This window comes from Lentzea sp. NPDC054927 (assembly GCF_053610285.1).
The window spans coordinates 465719-483939 of record NZ_JBSGXZ010000001.1 but is presented as its reverse complement, the minus strand read 5'-3'; the positions used below and the strand labels follow the sequence as shown (position 1 = coordinate 483939).

Genomic DNA, 18221 nt, shown 5'->3' with positions numbered 1-18221 from the left:
GGCCGGTCAGCCGGTGGTCACCGTTTCGCAGCTGACCTTCTGGCCGGGCTTCGCGGTCGCGGTCGCCAGCTCCTTGATCCCGTCGAGCAGGATGCGGCACGTCAGCACCTGGTCGCCCTTGGGCGTGGCCTCGACCTTCGCCTTCTCGCCGGCGTTGATCACGACCTCGAGCTGCCACGGCAGCGGCTTCGAGATCGTGACGGTCTCCGGGGTCTGCTTGCGGTACCGGTCCGGCGATTCGGTGTAGGTCAGGTCCACGGCCGTGTCGGCTGGCTGGGCCCGCACCTCGTAGGTGATGGCCCAGGCCTTGCCGGTCAGCGTGGACCAGCCGCCGGACTGGTTCACCAGGAACACCGTTCCGCCACCGATGACGGCCAGCACGGCCAGGACGATGAGCGTCTTCACAGGACAGACGTTATTGCGGCGGGGAATGCGCTGGCATCATTCGCCGGGGTGACGCGCGGGTCATTCCTGAGGACGATCAGGTCATGCGCGGAGTCTTCCTGACGTTCAGCGGCCCACTCGGGCGGATGCAGAACGCCTACGAGATGTGGTCGTTCAGCGGTGCCGAGGTGCTGGAAGGCGTGCTGCGGGGCTGGTTCGCCAACGGTGGCGGCCCGGCTGAGCTCGTTCGGCTGGACGAGCCGGACGACCTGCCCGCGGCGCTGGAGGCGATGCCCGACGCCGACGTGGTGTGCTTCCCAGGCCTGGCCGAGCCGGGGATGAACGAGGACGCGCAGTACTGGCTTGACGCTCAACGGCAGGTCGTCGCGGAGTGCGAGCGGCGGGGCAGCATCGCGGTGCTCGACAGCCCGCCTGGCCGGGACCCGAGGCAGGCGCGGGTCTGGCGAACACACGTGCTGGCGATCGACAGCCCGAACGCGGTCCTGTACTACCCGTGGATCCGGGCGGGCGACGGGTGGGTTCCGCCGTGCGGGCACGTCGCGGGGGCGTGGGCGCGGGTGGCGCGCGACGAGGGAGTCTGCGCCTCGGTGGGTGGAATCGAGCTGATCGACGTGGTGGACGTCGCCACCGATGTCGCGCCGGACGAGCAGTGGGTTCTCCAGCAGGTCGGGGTGAGCGTGCTGCGAGCGTTGCCCGGCTGGGGCATCCGGACCGCCGGGGCGCGCACCCTGTCCAGCGAAGCGTGGCTGTTCCGCGCCTCCACCGTGCGGCTGCTGGCCGCCCTGAAATCCGCGGTGACACGACTGCGCGGGTCGATCGAGTATTCGGTGGACCTGGAAGAGGCCATCGCCCACGAGATCAGGTCGTTGTCCGGCCAACCTGACGGTGCGTTCTCGGTTCGGTGCGAGCCGCTGATTTCGGATCGCTGGCGGATCCACGTCAATCTCGACGGGCGGATCACGAAGGGGTATCCGCTGACCCTCGTTCTGGACCATCCGGAGGGGACGTGGTCGGTGACCGGAACAGAACCTGAGCAGGATGGCCAACCGCAAGATCACTGAGGATGAGCCGCTCGAACCGACCCAGGTCGTCCTGGGTCCAGGTGGTGGCGATCGGGCCGTGCACCAGGACGGTGATCTGCCGATCATGACTGGTGTCACCGGGCGGGCCGATCGACGTGCTGCCGGGATCCACCACGTCCACCGCGGTGACGTCCGCCCCGCCGAGCACCTCGGCGAGGCGCTGGATGCCGCGTGCGGTGCCGCGGTAGGTGAGCAGTTCGCCGGCGTCACGCAGGAGCCGTCGCCCGGCGTCGGCCGACGGCCAGCCGGCGAGGTCCCAGCCGAGCCAGGAGCACAGCCAGCCGACCATCGCGTCGGGTGCCAGTGCGGGATGGGTGAGCAGCGCGAGGTCGTCCACTTGCGTGGCGACGCCGTCGACGAGCTCGTCGAAGATCGCGGTGAACTTCACCAGCAGCCAGTCGTCGAGCATGCCGCGGGGCACCAGTGAGGTGATGCGGGGTGGTGTGGTCATCGGAACTCGATCTCCGGGGGACCGGGCCACAGCAGTGCGTGCGGCGGCAGGCCGATCCAGTTGTCCGGGCCGCTGCGGTCGCCGCTGATCGGATTCCAGTGGAACAGCTGCACTTCCTCGACCAGTTCGACACCGGCGACGTTCAGCAGCACGCCGAAGAGTTCACCCGCGACGAGGGACCGGCCGAACGGCCAGCCGCGGCCGTCCCGTCCGCCCGTGACCGGGTGGAGGTAGGTGCGGACCGCCTCGGCGGCACGGGTGCGCAGCCGGTCGATCGGCTCGTAGCCCGACCTCGTCACGGTTGCCGACGCGACGACGCCCCGGTACATCGGTGGTTCGAGGACCAGGCGCGTGCCGACGGTCCGGCGTTCCTCCAGGTACGAGCCGACCGCTTCGAACACCGGGTTGTGGATGAGCAGGTCGGCGAAGTCGTCGTCGACCTGGACCGATGGCACGACCAGGACTCGCGCGCCGCCGTCGTCGTCGGTGAGGCAGCGGGCGCGGGCGACCTCCGGGGTGGCTTCCAGGGTCAGTCGTTCGAAGTCGGCGGCCGACACGGCCCGCCATCCTGACCGCAGCAGCGCGGGTGCCTTGGCGCGCACCTCCTCGACGGGTTCCGGGTCGATGCCTCCGAGCGCGGGCGAGCGGTTGATCACCCACGACACGAAGGGAACCGATGCCTTCGACACCGTGATCATTCCGGCGGCGACGTTGCCGGCCGTGCCGCCACCGGCCACGTAGTCGATCGCGATCTGCTCGCCGGCCGCGGGAGCCGCGCCGTGCGCGCCGTCGCCGAACAGGACCTCACCGGTGTTGCGGTCGATCTCGTAATGCCGGTCGTCACCGAATGAATCCACCAGCGAGTCCACCGCGGCCCATTCGGCACCGCCGACGCGGACCCGGTGCTCGCCGGGCACCACCGGGGCCTGGCGGGTGCGCAGACGCTGCCGCGGCCGACCGGTTCCGGTGCCGAGCTCCTCCCCGGTCACCCGTGTCCCGTGTTCGGCCAGCACGGACACTCCGCAGCAGTGCGCTTCCTGCACCAGCGGGATGTCCAGGCGGCTCACCACCGGCCTGAACCTGAGCTGGCGGCCGTCCCAGTCCGGTCCGATGTGGACGAACGTGTTCTCGGAGAACGCGGCCGACCAGCCGTCCCTGGTCGAGGATTCCCAGTCGAGCTCGACGTCCGCGTTGTCCGCGAACTTGACCCAGACGAGCGCGTTCGGTGCTCCGCCGGTGAACGGGAGATACGTCCACTCCTCGGTGCGGGTGGCGTCGCCGGCGAGACGTCCGGCCGGCGCGACCGCAGAGGCGACGGTGCGGAACTCGACAGGTGCGGAGTCGTCGGTGCGGACGGTGGCGACGCTCGTGCCGGCCGGGATGTGCACCGGTTGGTCGTTGGGCGACCCGAGCCCGAAGGCGACCATGGTGCTCGCGACGCCGGCCGGTCGGCCGCGCACGCCGACCATGTTCAGGAACGTGGAGTAGAGCCGGTCGGGCACCTGGTTGAGCCGGTAGATCAGCTGGTCGGTGAGGAACGCGAAGATCTCGATCAACGCCACGCCGGGGTCGCCCGGTTCCGTGCTCGTCCACTCCGGACAGAGCTGGGCGCGCAGCCGCATCGCCTGGTCGACGAGGTCGGAGAAGCGCCGGTCGTCCAGCGACGGAACGGGCAACCGCCCGTCCGCGTTCAGCGCGTCCACTCGAACCGCCCCTCGAACATGCCGCGTTCGCCGGTGGCCGTCACGACGTACTCCACCCGCACCACCGCCCACCCGAGCCGGCGCGTGCCCCACTGCTGGGCGAGGTCGTCGAACTCCAGCCCGGCCACCTCGATCCGCGGCTCGTGCGCGGCGATCAGCTCCCGCACGCGGTCCGGCAGCTCCTGCTCGGTCCAGTCCGGCCGCACCCCGAAGTCCGGCCGCATCACCCGTTCGCCCGCGACCGTGCCGAACAGCACGGCCAGCGACGACTCGATCGCCGCCCCGCCAGCGACGACGGTCATCCGTCCGCGCGCGTCCAGTCGCAGCGGAAAGCCGAGGCCAGCCACCGTCACCGCCTCCTGATCGCCACGAGCGTGCCGGGCACGAGCGCCGACACGTCGAGACCGGGATTGTCGTCGGCGATCAGCCGCCAGTCCTGCGACGCGCCGAGATACCGGTGTGCCAGCAGGTCGATCCGGTCGCCACGCCGCACCCGGTGGTAGACCACCGGCTCGCTGCGCACCGCGACCGGCATCCGCCGCAGCATCCTGACCAGCGCGTCGAACCCCTGCTCGTACGGTCCGGTGAAGTCCACGCCCTGCGTCACCCGCAGCCACAACGGCAGCTCGACCGGTGCCACCAGCAACGGCACCAGCACCACGTGCCCGTCGATCTGCAGCATCTCGGCGATCTGCAGCTCCTGCTGGACTGCCCTGGACTGGAACGCCTGCTCCGACGCCAGCACGGCCACGTGCGTGCACGACTGCAACCCGGCCTCGATCGCCTGCGGCCACGTCACGCCGGGGTCGATGTCGCGGGGCGCGATCCAGGTCGCGACACCGTGCCGCTCGAGGTCGGCGGACAACCGCTGGGCGAGCGGGCCTTCGCTCTCGGTCCGATGGCTGAGGAACACGCGCACGCCCGAGATCATGACGCGCCGGCTGCCGAACTGTCACGATGTGCGCGTGCCGACCTACATGCGTCCCGGCGTCTACATCGAAGAGGTGGACGCCGGTTCGTGGACGAATCCGCAGCTGCGTCGTCCGTACGAGCCGCCACGGCCGTTGAAGCCGAACGACACCAAGTGGCTGGCTGAGCACTCGATCGCCGCGTTCATCGGCCGTCCAGCACGCCACGACCACACCGATCCGACCTACGTGACGAGCTGGGACGCCTACCGCCGCCAGTTCTGGGACATCTCCGACGAGACAATGCACCTCCCACGCGCTGTGCAGGGTTTCTTCCAGAACGGCGGCACGGGATGTTGGATCGTTCCGCAGGACGAAGATCTCTACGAGGTTTTCACCAAGTTGGAGCGCATCGACGACATCTCCACGGTGTGTGTGCCTGATGTGACGGGCGATGACGAGCTCGCGCACTCTCTTCGGCTTGGGGCGCTCGCGCACTGCGAGCTGATGGGCGACCGCATCGCGATCATCGACCCGCCGCAAGGGCTCAGCGCGCAGCAGGTCAGGGACTGGCGAACCACGCGCGGCTACGACTCGAAGTACGTGGCGCTGTACTACCCGTGGCTGCGCGTCATCGACCACACCGGGATCGTGTCCGCGCCACCGTGTGGGCACGTGGCAGGTGCCTACGCACGCTCCGATCTGCTGCGCGGACCGCAGCGCCAAGCCGCGAACCTGGAACTTCAGGGTGTGCTCGGGCTTGAACAGGACCTGACGAAGGCCGAACAGGAGTTGCTCCACCCGTGGGGCATCAACTGTCTGGTGTCCATGGCGAGCGGCATCCGGGTGTGGGGTTCGCGCACGATGTCGAGCGATCCGGCCTGGCGATACCTGAACCGGCGGAGGTTGATGAACTTCATCGGCCGCAACATCGTCGCGGGCACGAGTTGGGCGATCTTCGAGGACTCCTACGACAAGGGCCTGTTCCAGCGGATCGAAAGCGCGTTGGACGAGTTCCTCGGACTGTTGTGGCGGGCCGGGGTGCTGGAGGGCGAGACCCCTGCCGAGGCCTACTCCGTGCGTTGCGATGACGCGGCGAACCCGGACGAGAGCCGCGACGCGAACCAGATCATCGCCGAGTGCGGGATCACCGTGGCGCGAGGGCAGTCGTTCTTCCGGGTGGTCTACTTCCTCGGCTGAAGCTCGATGCCGCGTTCGACCAGCCCGAAGACGGCCGCCTGGCCGCTGATGTCGCTCAGCACGTCGATGGCCAGCTCTCGTGCCTGCTCGTCGGGTCCGGATACGAGGTCGAGCAGCCACGGCACGGCTTCGGCTCCGATCGCTTGCAGCGCGAGCTTGAGCGGATACTGCAAGTTCGGGTCGTTCACCAGCGGGGCGAGTAGCGGCAGCATCTCCGCGCCGATCGCCCCGACACTGCGCGCGGCCAGGACAGGAACAGCCGTGTCCTGTTCTTGCAGCAGCTCTACCAACCGGCTGTTCACGTAGTGAGAAGGCCAGGCCGAGAGCGTCGCCGCGAACACCCTGCGAGTGGGCAAATCCGCGTTCCGCAGCATCGTCACGCCGTAACCGTGTTCGTCGGCCAGCAGCAAGGCGACGGCGGCCTCGTGCGGTCGCCCCTGGAGATCGAGTATGTCGGAGAACGATCCCGGCCACGTTTTCAACGCGTCCATCGCCCTGAGCCAGACCTGCGGGCGTTCGTCGTGCAATGCCGCCACCAGCGCATGGGTGCCTGCATCGCCGAGCCTGCGCAGCGCATGAGCGGCAGCGACGCGCATTTCACTGGGCCGCAGCGACGTGAGGACGGCCTGCAACGGGGCGACCGCTTCCTCACCGTGCCGCACCAGCGCGTCGACGGTGTCTGGCAGGTTGCCGATCAACTCGTCGACTGGATCGGCGTGGCCCAAGGCGTCCAGTGCGTCGCGCACCCGCCAGACCACGTCGTCGTCGAGGTCGTCGCGGGCGGCCAGCAACGCCGGGATCGCGCGTTCGTCCAGCGTGCCCAGCACTTCGGTGGCGGCCGCGCGCATGCTCGCGTTCTGGTCGTGCAGGGCGCTGATCAACGGTTCGGGTGCGTCGGCGCAGATCGCTTGCAGGGCGCGGAGTGCGTCGGTGCGCACGCGGACGTCGTTGTCGCGCATGGCGAGGAGCAAGGGGTTGACGGCCGCTTCGCCGAACGCGCCGAGCATGCCGACGGCCTGCCACCGGATGTCGACGTCGGCATCTCCTGCGGCGGCCGCGAGGATGGATTGGGCTTCGGCGCCGCCGATGGCGCGGAGGCCGCCGCTGGCCAGGGAGCGCACGCGGTCGTCGGGGTCGTGCAGCGCATGGCCGAGTGCCGGCACCACGTGCGGGTCTGTGGTCTGGCGCAACGCACTGAGGGCGGCGAGGCGGACGTCTGCGTCGGGGTGGTGGGCCGCCGCTTCGACCAGGCCGAGGATCGACGCCGGGGCCAGCCGGGCGAGGGCGGCCGCGGCGGCGGTCCGGACCGCCGGGGCGCCGTCGAGCATGGCGTCGAGCAGTTCCGGCACTGCCTGCAGGCCGATGACGCACAGGCGGTCGGCGATGCTTTGGCGCCGGTAGCCCTCCAGCGCGGGGGAGGTGAACTCGGTCAGCAGGCGGACGTGTTCGAACTCGATGAAGTCGCGCAGCACCGGGTCGATCGCGGGCTGCAGGCGGGAGATCATCTCGTAGACCGGTTCGAGGCGTTCGTGTTGCCAGAGGTAGGCGTCCGCGCGGTCGGCCTCGTCCCACTCGCGGGCGGCGGCACGGACGCGGCGCAGCAGGACGAGGTCGTCCTGGCCCACTTCGATCCACTCGCGCAGGCGGTTCCAGCTGCCGAACAACGCCTCGTGCGCGGCGGAGACCACGGGTTCCTGGCCGGGTTCCGCGCTGCGGACCAGCAGGCGGGCCTCGACGAAGACGTCGATCAGCCGTTCGGCGGCGGGTGAGCCGGCCACAGTGGACAGTGCGGCGCGGCGGCGGGCCACGTGGCCGTGTTCGTCGATGTCGACGAGTTCGCGGAACACCGCGTCGAAGGTGGCGCGGGTGGCGTCGTCGAGCTTGCGCTGGAACACGTCCTCGGCTCGGGTGCCGATGGCGCCCGCCACGCCGCCGAGTCGTTCGTAGGCGTGGTGGGTGAGCGTGCCGGGGCAGACCCGGTGCAGTTCGTCGAGGGTGTAGGCGAGCAGGGGGAGGGTGCCGGGTTGTTTGCCGGCGTCGTCCAGGATTCGGCCGGGCAGGCCCTCGTCGAAGTCGAGGCCCGCGCACGCGGCGGGTCTGGCGATCATGTCGATCAGCGTGTCGGTGGGCGTGGACAACGGGAACTGGCCGGTCTCCAGCAACTTCGCCAGGGCGGGGATCTCCACGCACCGGTGGTAGAAGTCGGATCGGACGGTCGCCACGACGTGGGCGGGGCCAGGGTTCGCGAGCAGTGCGACGAACGGCTCGACGTGCTCGGGCGCGACGGTCGTGAAGAGTTCCTCGAACTGGTCGACGAAGATCAGGGTGTCGTCGGTGATGTGCTGGGCGAGGTGGCCGGCCCGCAGGTCGCGCACGACCTCGCGCGGGATCCCGCCGAGCTTCACGGCGAGCGCGAGGAACGGGTCGTCGCCCAGTTCGGCCGGAGTGAAGCGCGGCCCGATCCACTGGTTGCCGGTGTGCGAGGGCACCGTCCACCCGCGCGCGGCCAGCCGGGGGATCAGCCCGGCGCCGACCAGTGAGGACTTGCCCGACCCGCTGGCGCCGACCACCGCGACGAACCGGCTGGCGTCCACCCGGCTGACCAGCTCGTCGGTCTCCCGTCCACGTCCGAAGTAGATCGGCGCGTCCGCCGGCGTGAACGAGCGCAGGCCGGGGAACGGTGAACCCTGCCAGCGCGGTCCCGTGTCCTGCCTGGCCTCACCGACGACCAGCCGGTGCAGCACCTCACGCAGGTCGGTGGTGAGCTCGTCGCGGAAGTGCTCGGGAGCCGTGTATTCCTTGTACCCCCGCAGAATCGCGCCGGTCACCGGGTCTCGCATGCGTGCGAAGAAGTCCTGGACCCGGTCGTACTGCTGCTGCTTCTCCGCCCGCCGCGGATCGGCGAGACTGATCATCACCTCGGCGTCGCGGCGATACAGCAGCACCTGCGCGCCGCCGCGGACACCGTCCTCGAACTCCCACTCCGTGCCCGAGAGGTAGGGCTGGCCGTCCGCACGCGTGTACTCGGGAAACGGCAGCGGGGTGCCCATCCGGGCCCAGAAGAGCACCACGACGACGTCGCAGTCCCGTGGCCGCGGCAACCCGCTGTCGATCGACGCCTGCGGTGTGCCCGTCGCGAGGATCGGCGCGCCGGCACCCGGCTTGTCCCACGCGACGACCTCGATCGCCACGCGTCCGCGCAGCGCCGGTTCGTACGGCAGGCGGTCGAGGACCTCGAGCGCGATGGCACGCTCGTCGGCGACGTCGCCAGGAGACGACAGGAACACCCGGATCCGCTGCACCCGCCCAGCCTAGTGTCCTGAGTCGCTGGTTCACGGTCAGCTTGTGGCGTGTGCAAGTACCACCAACTCAAGATCATCGGGCGTGTAACTACACCCGACCGACCGGCCTGCTCCGGCGGTCACGGACCGCAGACCTGCTTGTTGGGTGTAGTTACAGGCGATCTGATCAAGAGTTGGCGGTACTTGCAGACGCCACCCAGCCAGACGGGATGACTGGCTGCGACCTTGCGACTCAGGACACTAGGCCGGTTACTTCAGCAGCAGGCGGACCGTGAGTTCGAGGCGGTTCGCGACGTCGGTGGCGGTGGCGCGGCGGGTGACCCAGGCGACCAGGTTCGACAGCCACACGTCGCCGATGACGCGGGCGATCGCCTTCTGCTCCTCGGTCGGTTCCTCGGCGCTCATCGCGCGGGTGAACATCGACTCCATGAGCAAGGAGACGCGGTCGATCTCGGCGCCCGCGGAGGCGTCGGCGAAGGTGAACGCGCGCGTCATCGCCTCGGTGAGGTGCGGGTTGCGCTGCAGGCCCCTGGTGATGCGGCCGAGCACGAACAGCACGCGCTCGTAGGGGCTGTCACCGGGGACCGTGGTGCGGTCCATCTTCTCCTGGGCGCGCTCGAGTTCCACCGCGAGGCTCGACACGAGCAGGTGGACCTTCGACGGGAAGTAGCGGTACAACGTGCCCAGGGCGACGTCCGCCCGATCGGCCACGGCGCGCATCTGGACGGCGTCGAACCCGCCCTTGGACGCCAGCGCGATGGTCGCGTCGACGATCCGCTTGCGGCGCTCGCGCTGGGCCGCGGAGCTGAGCTCCTCGCCCGCCATGAGCGCGTCCGTGCGCGACTTCGAAGGTGACACGGAGATGATCCTCCTGGAACGTGTTGCAGCTGCCCTCTCATGATACTCGATCGGTTTCGCGGCCATGATCTGTTGCTCGAATTAGAACACGTTCTATAAACTTCTTCACGTACTGGAGGAGGCCGCATGCCGATCGCCACGACCGGTGAACAACGAGCGTTGCGGGACAGTGTGGACGCGGCCAAGGGCGAGTGGGCTGATCTCGTCCGGGTCGGGTTCTTCGAGGTGACGCGGGAGGGCGGCACGGTCGCCGATCTCGCGGTGATGCTGGAGCGGGCGGCGGAGAACCTCGTGCCGGGGCCGTTGCTGCCCACGGCGCTGGTTTCGGTGCTGTTTCCGGAGTTTGACGGGATCGCCGGGTTGGGATTTTCGCCACAGCACGTCGTCGGTGCTGCTGAGGCAACACATCTGCTGCTCAAAACGGACACGTGGATGCTCGTACCGGCCGAGCAGGTGACGGTCACCGGCCTCGAAGCCGTTGACCTGTCTCGTTCGCTCGGGTCGGTGGTGGTCAACGCGCCAGGAGAGGCCGTGGCTGATCCGACGGACCTCGCGGTGACGTTGATGGCCGCCGAGGCGAGCGGGGTGGCGGCGTGGTGCCTGAACACCGCCGTCGAGTACGCGAAACAGCGGCAGCAGTTCGGGCGTGTCATCGGCTCGTTCCAGGCGATCAAGCACCTGTGCGTCGAGATGCTGTGCCGGTCCGAGCAAGCGAGTTCGGTGGCGTGGGACGCCGCGAGTTCGGTCGGTGAGGACGAACATCCGCTGGCGGCGGCGGTCGCGGCGGCGGTGGCGCTCGATGCCGCGGTGCGCAACGCCAAGGACTGCATCCAAGTGCTCGGCGGCATCGGGTTCACGTGGGAGCACGACGCGCATCGCTATCTGCGCCGGGCGCTGGCGTTGCAGCAGCTCGCGGGTGGGGTCGCGCACTGGCGCCGGCGGGTCGCCGAACTGGCACTCCAGGGCGTGCGCAGGTCCCACTCGGTCGAGATCGAACGCGACCAGGAGGTGCGCGCGTTCGCCGAGGAGATCGCCGGACTGGACGCCGCGCAGCAGCGGGAACGGCTGGCGGACAGCGGGTTCCTGGTGCCGCACTGGCCGAAGCCGTTCGGGCAGGACGCGAGCCCGGCCAGGCAGATGGTGATCGACGACGAGTTCGCGCGAGCAGGGGTGCGCAGGCCGGATCTGATCATCGGGGCCTGGGCGGGACCGACGATCCTCCGCCACGGCACGCCCGAGCAGCAGGAACGGTTCGTGCGGCCGACGTTGCGCGGGGAGCTCACCTGGTGCCAGCTGTTCAGCGAACCGGAGGCCGGGTCGGACCTGGCGTCGTTGCGCACCAAGGCGCTGAAGGTGGGCGGCGGCTGGCGGCTGACCGGGCAGAAGGTGTGGACGTCGCTCGCGCACCAGGCCGACTGGGCGATCTGTCTCGCCCGCACGGACACCGAGGTGCCGAAGCACAAGGGCATCACGTACTTCCTGGTCGACATGCGCTCCGACGGCGTGGACGTGCGGCCGTTGCGGGAGATCACCGGCGACGCGCGGTTCAACGAGGTCTTCCTGGACGACGTGTTCGTGCCGGACGACTGCGTGGTCGGCGCGGTGAACGACGGCTGGCGGCTGGCGCGCACGACCCTCGCCAACGAACGCGTCGCGATGGGACGCGGGTCGTCGCTCGGCGATGCACTGGAACAGGTTCTGCGGCAACCGGCGGCCGCTGAACATCCGGAACGACTCGGTGAGCTGGTGGCGCAGGGACTCGCGGTGTCGGTGCTGGACCTGAGGGCGAGCCTGCGGGTGCTGAGCGGGCAAGAGCCGGGCGCGGAGTCCAGCGTGCGCAAGCTGGTCGGCGTGCGGCAACGACAGGACGTCGCGGAGTTCGCGGTCGAACTGCTCGGACCGCGTGCGGCCGCCGACAACGAGCTGGTCCACGAGTTCCTGCTGACTCGGTGCCTGAGCATCGCGGGCGGCACGACGCAAGTGCTGATGAACCTCGCCGGAGAACGAATTCTCGGTCTACCGAGGGAGACGTGATGGACTTCCAGCTCGACGAGACCCAGCGGGAGATCGCCGCGCTGGCGGCCGACGTGCTGGGCAGGGAGAGCGACACGCCCTGGAAAGCCCTGGGGGAGGCGGGGTTGCTGGCCCTGGCCGTTCCGGAACGGCTCGGCGGCGACGGGCTCGGCGTGCTGGAGACGGCCGTGCTGCTCACCGAGATCGGGCGCCGGGCGGTGGACGTTCCGGCGCTGGCCACGCTGGCGCTGGGCGTGCTGCCGATCGTCAGACACGGCACTCCGGAACAGCAGGACGAGCTGCTCCCGTTGGTGACTCAGCAACACGGCGTGCTGACGGCGGCGTTGAGCGAGCCGTCCGCGCCGCTGCCCGCCCGTCCGAGCACCACCGCGGGTCCGGACGGGATCTTCGGCGTGAAGATCAACGTGCCGCACGCCGCGGAGGCACACCGGATCCTCGTGAGCACCGACGCTGGTGTGTTCATCATCGATCCCGCGCAACCCGGTGTGTCCACATCGGACGGAACCGTGCACCTGGACGGTGTCCGAGGGCAGGAGTTGGCGGGCGCGGCCGAGGACCTGCGGCGGTTCGCGTTGATGGGAGCGTGCGCGGTCGCGGACGGCGTCCTGGCCGGGGCCCTGGACCTCACCGTCAAGCACGTCGGCACCCGGCACCAGTTCGGCAAGCCTCTGTCGACCTTCCAGGCGGCGGCGTGCCAGGTCGCGGACGTCTACATCGCCGCCCGCACCCTACACCTGGCCGCACTGACGGCGTGTTGGAGCCTCGACGACAACGACCTCGACACCGCCGCCTACTGGCTCGCGGCCGAGGCGATGCCGGCCGTGCACACCTGCCACCACCTGCACGGCGGTCTCGGCCTCGACATCACCTACCCGATGCACCGGTACTACGGCATGGCCAAGGAGCTGACGCGGTTCGTCGGCGGAGTGGAGCACCGCTTGGGAGTCATCGATGTTCATTGACCTCAGCGCCGAGCAGCTCAAGCTCCGGGACGAGCTGCGCGAGTACTTCGCGAACCTCATGTCCGCCGGGGAACGCGAGGCGATGCTCACCGAACGGCACGGCGAGACCTACCGCGCGTTGGTGCGCAGGCTCGGCAAAGACGGCAGGCTCGGCGTCGGGTGGCCGCAGGAGTACGGCGGCAAGGGGTTCGGGCCGATCGAGCAGCAGATCTTCGTCAACGAGGCCGCCCGCGCGGACGTCCCGCTGCCGTACGTGACGCTGCAGACGGTCGGGCCGACGCTGCAGGCGTACGGCACGCGGGAGCAGAAGGACTTCTTCCTGCCGCGCATCCTCAAGGGCGACATCCACTTCGCCATCGGCTACACCGAACCGGACGCCGGCACGGACCTGGCCGCGTTGCGCACCAAGGCCGTCCGCGAAGGTGATCACTACATCGTCAACGGGCAGAAGACGTTCACGACCGGCGGCCACGACGCGGACTACGTGTGGCTGGCCTGCCGCACCGGGGCGCCGGACTCGCGGCACAAGGGCATCACGATCCTCATCGTCGACACCGAGGATCCCGGCTACTCCTGGACGCCGATCATCACCTGCGACGGCGCGCACCACGTCAACGCCACCTACTACAACGACGTCCGCGTGGCCGAGAACATGCGCGTGGGCGAGGAGAACAAGGGCTGGCGGCTGATCACCACCCAGCTCAACCACGAACGCGTGATGCTCGGCCCGTCCGGCAGGATCGGCGCGCTGATCGAGCGAGTGCATGCCTGGGCCGCCGAACGCCAGCTCCTCGACCTGCCGGACGTCCAACGGGCGTTGGCCGAGGCACGGGCGGTGCATCGGGTGAACGAGCTGCTGAACTGGCAGGTCGCGGCCGGCGAGGTGGAGGTCGCGGACGCTTCGGCGACCAAGGTGTTCGCCGCGGACCGGACCCAGCGCATCGGCCGCCTGCTCGAAGAACTGGTCGGACGCCACGGCGCCGATGCGGAACTGGTGCGGTGGCTGGACGTCCAGGCGCGGCGCAACCTCGTGCTGACCTTCGGCGGGGGAGTGCAGGAGATCCAGCGCGAGCTCATCACCAGCATCGGGCTCGGCCTACCTCGGGTGGTGCGATGATCGACGTTGAGAAAGAAGCCGCACGCATCGCGGAAAAGGGCGAATGCGCGCCGAGGTTGGCACGCGACCCGGTCAACCTGCCGATGATCAACAACTGGCTGGAGGCCATCGGCGACCAGCACCCCGGCTACACCGAGGTCGCACCGCCCGCGATGGTCCAGGTGTGGACGATGGCCGGACTGCACGGCCAGCGCACTTTGGACGACCCGCTCGGCGCGATGATGAAGATCCTCGACGAGGCCGGGTTCACGTCCGTGGTCGCCACCAACAGCGACCAGACCTACCACCGCTACCTCAAGGTCGGCGAGCACCTGTCGGTGACGACGAGTCTGGAGGACGTGACCGGCCCGAAGAAGACTGGGCTGGGCGAGGGCTGGTTCGTCACGACCAGGAGCACCTGGTGGGTCGGCGACGAGCCGGTGGCGGAGATGCGGTTCCGGGTGCTGAAGTTCCGGCCGGCGGAGAAGCGGGAAGCGGCCCAGGAACCTCCGAAAGCACAGGCGATCCGGCCTTCCGTCAACCGCGACACCGAGTACTTCTGGGAAGGCTGCCGAGAAGGCGAGCTGCGCATCCAACGCTGCGGCGGTTGCGGGTTGCTGCGGCATCCACCAGGCCCGATGTGCCCGGAATGCGGTGCCACCAAACCGAAGTACCTCGTCTCGGACGGGTACGGCGTGGTCTACAGCTACGTCGTGCACCACCACCCGCAGGTGCCCGGCAAGCAGACCCCGTTCGTGATCGCCCTGATCGAACTGGACGAGGGCGTGCGGATGCTGGGCGAACTGGCCGGCGAGCCCAGCATCGGGCTGCCGGTCGAGGTCGTGTTCACCAAGGTCGACGACGAGCTGACGATGCCGAGCTGGAGGCCCCGTGCGGATCGGTGATTCCCTGCCCGAGTGGCACGTCGAGGCCACGCCCACGTTCGTGATCAGCACCGCGCTGGCCACGCGCGACTTCCAGGACGTCCACCACGACCGCGACCTGGCGATCCAGCGCGGCTCGAAGGACATCTTCATCAACATCCTCACGACGACCGGTCTGGTGCAGCGGTACGTCACGGACTGGGCCGGCCCGGAAGCGTTGGTGCGTCAGGTGAACATCCGGCTCGGCGCGCCCTGCTACGCCTACGACACGCTGAAGTTCTTCGGCCAGGTCATCGGACGCGAAGACCAGGACCTGACCATCGAGGTCGTCGGCAGGACCGGGCACGGCGACCACGTCACCGGCACCGTGAAGATCGAGGTGCCGGCATGAACGCCGTGATCGCAGGTATCGGCGCGACGGACTTCTCCAAGGACTCGGGGCGCAGCGAACTCCAGCTGGCCGCCGAGGCCGTCAGGGCAGCCCTGGAAGACGCCGGGCTCGAACCGTCCGATGTGGACGGCCTGGTCAGCTTCACCATGGACACCAACGCCGAGATCGCGGTCGCGCGCGAGCTGGGCATCCCGGAGCTGACGTTCTTCAGCCGCGTCCACTACGGCGGCGGGGCGGCGTGCGCGACCGTCCAGCAGGCCGCGATGGCGATCGAGACCGGCGCGGCGAAGGTCGTGGTCTGCTATCGGGCGTTCAACGAACGGTCGGGCCACCGGTTCGGTCAGGTCCAGACCGCGGCCGCCGCGAACATCGACAACAGCTGGTCGTACCCGATGGGATTGGGCACACCGGGTGCGATGGTCGCGATGTTCGCCCGCCGGTACATGCACGAGTACGGCGCGACTTCCGAGGACTTCGGCCGGATCGCGGTGATCGACCGCAAGCACGCTGCCACGAACCCGCACGCGTGGTTCCACGGACGACCGATCACCCTCGAAGATCACCAGGCCTCCCGATGGATCGCCGAACCGTTGCGGCTGCTCGACTGCTGCCAGGAGAGCGACGGCGGAGTCGCTCTGGTCGTCACCTCGGCGGAACGCGCCCGCGACCTGCCGAACAAGCCCGCGCACGTCAAGGCCGCCACGCAGGGCAGCAGTGCCGACCAGTTCACAATGACCAGCTACTACCGCGACGACCTGACCGGCCTGCCCGAGATGGGCGTGGTGGCGCGCGGGCTGTGGGAGAAGTCGGGCATCGGTCCGTCCGATGTGGACGTCGCCGTGCTCTACGACCACTTCACGCCGTTCGTGCTGGTCCAGCTGGAGGAGCTGGGCTTCTGCGCGAAGGGCGAGGCGAAGGACTTCGTGGCGTCCGGCGCCCTGGAACTCGACGGCTCGCTCCCGCTCAACCCGCACGGCGGCCAGCTCGGCGAGGCCTACCTGCACGGCATGAACGGCATCGCCGAGGGCGTCCGGCAGGTGCGCGGCACCGCGGTGAACCAGGTCGCGAGTGTGGACCACGTCCTGGTCACGGCAGGGACCGGCGTGCCGACGAGCGGCCTGATACTGGGCCGGGAGGCCTAATCTGGCGGACCATGACCGAGTCCGCGTTGCACGTGAGCAATGGCGACAGCACCGACATCCCGGGCACCGGCCTCGCGCAGCACGTCCTGTACTGGCGTGACTCCCTGCACGAGGGCCCGGTGCCTGCGGTGGGGCCCGAGGAACTCCGCCGGATCAGAGCGGGCTTCCTCGCGGACAGCGACGTCGACGACCGGGCGGAGGGTTCGGCGATGTTCGCCGAACGGGACCGGATCCTGGAGGCCGGCCGGGACGGCGAGTACGTGCTGTGGTTCGAGGCGGACCTGTACGACCAGCTGCAGATCATCCAGATCCTGGACCGCCTCGCCGGCCTGGGCGTCCCGGCCGGGCACATCACCCTGATCTGCATCGGCGAGTACCCCGGCATCGCCCGTTTCGGCGGTCTCGGCGAGCTCACGGCGGAGCAACTGCGCGAGCTGCCCGAGACGAACGCGTGTGCCGTCCTGACTCCTGCTGCGCTGGAGCTGGCCGTCGGGGCGTGGGCCGTCTTCCGGGCGCCGACCCCGGAAGGACTCGCCGCCATCGCCGCCAGTCGTTCGGGCGAGCTGCGGTTCCTGGGTGAGGCGTTCGACCGGCTCTGCCGGGAGTATCCGTCCACTCGGGATGGTCTGGCGCTCACCGAACGGCGCGTGCTGGCCGCCGTCGCCGGCGGGGCGGCCGACGCGGGCACGGCGTTCGTCCGCGTCTGGGCGAGGGAAACGCGTCCGTACCTCGGTGACACCTGGTGCTTCCTGACGATGGAACGGATGGTGCACGCGCCCGTGCCGCTGCTCACCGCGGACAGCGACCGGATCACCCGCCACACCCGCCTCGGTCTGACCGACACCGGGGCGCAGGTGCTCGCGGGCGCCGCGGACCACGTCACGATCAACGGCATCGACCGGTGGATCGGCGGCGTGCACCTGCAGGGGACTCAGCCGGGCTGGCGCTGGAACGAAGGCACCGAAGCCGTCACACCGTGGTGAGCACCGCGTCCGCGAGCACAGCACGGTCTCCGGCGGACGTTGTCAGCACCAGCTGTGAACCCTCACGCCACACTCGTGTGGTCAAGGTTTCGCCGGGGAACACCACGCCCGCGAACTTCGCCCCGAATGACAGCACCTGCTCCGGCCCGTCGAGCAGCGCATCGATCACCGCCTTGCACACCACGCCGTACGTGCACAGCCCGTGCAGGATCGGCTGGTCGAACCCGGCTGCCCTGGCGAAGCCCGGATCGGCGTGCAGCGGATTCCGGTCACCGCAAAGCCGGTACAGATAGGCCTGCTGCGGCAAGGTCGGCGTCTCGATCACGACGTCAGGTTCGCGCTCGGGCACTTCGACCTTGCCGGACGGCCCGCGCTCGCCGCCGAACCCGCCCTCGCCGCGCGCGAAGATGCTGGACCTGGTCGTGTACAGGGCGGTCCCGTCCGGCGTGAGAGCCGTGGACTCCTGCACGATGACCGCGGCCTTGCCCTTGTCCCACACGTCCGCGATCCGAGTCCGCAGCACCGCCTCGCCCTCGGCGGGGAGGGGAGCGTGCACGGTGATCTCCTGCGTGCCGTGCAGCACGCGGGCCAGGTCGATGTCGACGCCGGGGAACGACACGGCGGGCGGCGCGGTCTCGTGGAACCGGGGCGCGACCACGCCGAACGTCGGCAGCACTCGCAGACCTTGCTCGTAGACGTACTGGAGTTCGGTGGCGCCGAGCGCCAGGTGGTAGAGCAGCACGTCCGAGTGCGTCCAGGAGAACTTGATCTCTGGAAGTTCCGCCCCGATCGCGACGTCCGGATCGATCGGCATCAAGCA

Annotated in this window: 17 protein-coding genes; 9 read left to right on the top strand and 8 right to left on the bottom strand. The window is 69.5% G+C overall.

All coding sequences use genetic code 11. From position 1 onward, the window contains the following. Positions 1-6: 6 nt before the first annotated feature. On the bottom strand, positions 7-405 hold the full coding sequence (locus ACWGE0_RS02365) for a hypothetical protein (protein WP_452259077.1): 399 nt from the start codon (positions 403-405) through the stop codon (positions 7-9). Between the two features lie 83 nt (positions 406-488). On the opposite strand from ACWGE0_RS02365, the gene ACWGE0_RS02360 reads away from it, so the two are divergent. Further along, the gene (locus ACWGE0_RS02360; RefSeq protein WP_452259076.1) at positions 489-1466 is read left to right on the top strand and encodes a phage tail sheath subtilisin-like domain-containing protein; all 978 of its coding nucleotides are present in this window, start codon (positions 489-491) and stop codon (positions 1464-1466) included. Here ACWGE0_RS02360 and ACWGE0_RS02355 read toward each other — a convergent pair. The 4 genes from ACWGE0_RS02355 to ACWGE0_RS02340 are packed head-to-tail and all read right to left on the bottom strand — an operon-like array spanning position 1363 to position 4560. Further along, positions 1363-1938: a phage tail protein gene (locus ACWGE0_RS02355; RefSeq protein WP_452259075.1), complete on the bottom strand. Its 576-nt coding sequence runs from the start codon at positions 1936-1938 to the stop codon at positions 1363-1365. The genes ACWGE0_RS02360 and ACWGE0_RS02355 overlap by 104 nt on opposite strands. Beyond that, positions 1935-3641 carry a putative baseplate assembly protein gene (locus ACWGE0_RS02350; RefSeq protein ID WP_452259074.1) on the bottom strand — a complete coding sequence of 569 codons (1707 nt, stop codon included), beginning with the start codon at positions 3639-3641 and terminating at the stop codon, positions 1935-1937. The genes ACWGE0_RS02355 and ACWGE0_RS02350 overlap by 4 nt, the downstream gene beginning before the upstream one ends. After that, positions 3629-3994, bottom strand: a complete 366-nt coding sequence (locus ACWGE0_RS02345) for a GPW/gp25 family protein (protein WP_452259073.1) — start codon at positions 3992-3994, stop codon at positions 3629-3631. The genes ACWGE0_RS02350 and ACWGE0_RS02345 overlap by 13 nt, the downstream gene beginning before the upstream one ends. Further along, positions 3991-4560, bottom strand: coding sequence for a toll/interleukin-1 receptor domain-containing protein (locus tag ACWGE0_RS02340; protein WP_452259072.1), 570 nt, complete (start codon positions 4558-4560; stop codon positions 3991-3993). Before ACWGE0_RS02340 ends, ACWGE0_RS02345 begins: the two co-directional genes overlap by 4 nt. Positions 4561-4606: 46 nt before the next feature. Between ACWGE0_RS02340 and ACWGE0_RS02335 the strand changes: the two genes are divergently transcribed. Beyond that, a complete protein-coding gene (locus tag ACWGE0_RS02335) occupies positions 4607-5749 on the top strand; it encodes a phage tail sheath family protein (protein ID WP_452259071.1) in 1143 nt (380 codons plus the stop codon). On the opposite strand, the gene ACWGE0_RS02330 is transcribed toward ACWGE0_RS02335, so the two are convergent. Then, on the bottom strand, positions 5734-9051 hold the full coding sequence (locus ACWGE0_RS02330) for an nSTAND1 domain-containing NTPase (RefSeq protein ID WP_452259070.1): 3318 nt from the start codon (positions 9049-9051) through the stop codon (positions 5734-5736). The genes ACWGE0_RS02335 and ACWGE0_RS02330 overlap by 16 nt on opposite strands. Positions 9052-9300: 249 nt before the next feature. Next, positions 9301-9876 (bottom strand): cholesterol catabolism transcriptional regulator KstR, encoded by a 576-nt coding sequence (gene kstR / locus ACWGE0_RS02325; RefSeq protein WP_319964369.1) that lies wholly within the window; start codon positions 9874-9876, stop codon positions 9301-9303. Between the two features lie 159 nt (positions 9877-10035). On the opposite strand from kstR, the gene ACWGE0_RS02320 reads away from it, so the two are divergent. Genes ACWGE0_RS02320 through ACWGE0_RS02290 form a run of 7 tightly spaced genes read left to right on the top strand, consistent with a single transcriptional unit; the run spans position 10036 to position 17401 of the window. Further along, positions 10036-11943: an acyl-CoA dehydrogenase family protein gene (locus tag ACWGE0_RS02320; protein ID WP_452259069.1), complete on the top strand. Its 1908-nt coding sequence runs from the start codon at positions 10036-10038 to the stop codon at positions 11941-11943. After that, positions 11943-12905 (top strand): acyl-CoA dehydrogenase family protein, encoded by a 963-nt coding sequence (locus ACWGE0_RS02315; protein WP_452259068.1) that lies wholly within the window; start codon positions 11943-11945, stop codon positions 12903-12905. The genes ACWGE0_RS02320 and ACWGE0_RS02315 overlap by 1 nt, the downstream gene beginning before the upstream one ends. Further along, positions 12895-14022, top strand: coding sequence for an acyl-CoA dehydrogenase family protein (locus ACWGE0_RS02310; protein WP_452259067.1), 1128 nt, complete (start codon positions 12895-12897; stop codon positions 14020-14022). Before ACWGE0_RS02315 ends, ACWGE0_RS02310 begins: the two co-directional genes overlap by 11 nt. After that, positions 14022-14906, top strand: coding sequence for a bifunctional MaoC family dehydratase N-terminal/OB-fold nucleic acid binding domain-containing protein (locus ACWGE0_RS02305; protein ID WP_452259326.1), 885 nt, complete (start codon positions 14022-14024; stop codon positions 14904-14906). The genes ACWGE0_RS02310 and ACWGE0_RS02305 overlap by 1 nt, the downstream gene beginning before the upstream one ends. After that, a complete protein-coding gene (locus ACWGE0_RS02300) occupies positions 14893-15276 on the top strand; it encodes a MaoC family dehydratase (RefSeq protein ID WP_452259066.1) in 384 nt (127 codons plus the stop codon). The genes ACWGE0_RS02305 and ACWGE0_RS02300 overlap by 14 nt, the downstream gene beginning before the upstream one ends. Further along, positions 15273-16418, top strand: coding sequence for a lipid-transfer protein (locus ACWGE0_RS02295; RefSeq protein WP_452259065.1), 1146 nt, complete (start codon positions 15273-15275; stop codon positions 16416-16418). The genes ACWGE0_RS02300 and ACWGE0_RS02295 overlap by 4 nt, the downstream gene beginning before the upstream one ends. Positions 16419-16429: 11 nt before the next feature. After that, positions 16430-17401 (top strand): hypothetical protein, encoded by a 972-nt coding sequence (locus ACWGE0_RS02290; protein WP_452259064.1) that lies wholly within the window; start codon positions 16430-16432, stop codon positions 17399-17401. Here ACWGE0_RS02290 and ACWGE0_RS02285 read toward each other — a convergent pair. Further along, positions 17388-18215 (bottom strand): MaoC/PaaZ C-terminal domain-containing protein, encoded by an 828-nt coding sequence (locus tag ACWGE0_RS02285; RefSeq protein WP_452259063.1) that lies wholly within the window; start codon positions 18213-18215, stop codon positions 17388-17390. The two genes, ACWGE0_RS02290 and ACWGE0_RS02285, sit on opposite strands and share 14 nt — an antisense overlap. Positions 18216-18221 lie beyond the last annotated feature (6 nt).

Bases quoted from the DNA above. Each gene is read 5' to 3' on its own strand.
- ACWGE0_RS02360 (WP_452259076.1), top strand. From the start codon at position 489: ATGCGCGGAGTCTTCCTGACGTTCAGCGGCCCACTCGGGCGGATGCAG.
- ACWGE0_RS02355 (WP_452259075.1), bottom strand. From the start codon at position 1,938: ATGACCACACCACCCCGCATCACCTCACTGGTGCCCCGCGGCATGCTC.
- kstR (WP_319964369.1), bottom strand. From the start codon at position 9,876: ATGGCGGGCGAGGAGCTCAGCTCCGCGGCCCAGCGCGAGCGCCGCAAG.
- ACWGE0_RS02320 (WP_452259069.1), top strand. From the start codon at position 10,036: ATGCCGATCGCCACGACCGGTGAACAACGAGCGTTGCGGGACAGTGTG.
- ACWGE0_RS02315 (WP_452259068.1), top strand. From the start codon at position 11,943: ATGGACTTCCAGCTCGACGAGACCCAGCGGGAGATCGCCGCGCTGGCG.
- ACWGE0_RS02310 (WP_452259067.1), top strand. From the start codon at position 12,895: ATGTTCATTGACCTCAGCGCCGAGCAGCTCAAGCTCCGGGACGAGCTG.
- ACWGE0_RS02295 (WP_452259065.1), top strand. From the start codon at position 15,273: ATGAACGCCGTGATCGCAGGTATCGGCGCGACGGACTTCTCCAAGGAC.
- ACWGE0_RS02290 (WP_452259064.1), top strand. From the start codon at position 16,430: ATGACCGAGTCCGCGTTGCACGTGAGCAATGGCGACAGCACCGACATC.
- ACWGE0_RS02285 (WP_452259063.1), bottom strand. From the start codon at position 18,215: ATGCCGATCGATCCGGACGTCGCGATCGGGGCGGAACTTCCAGAGATC.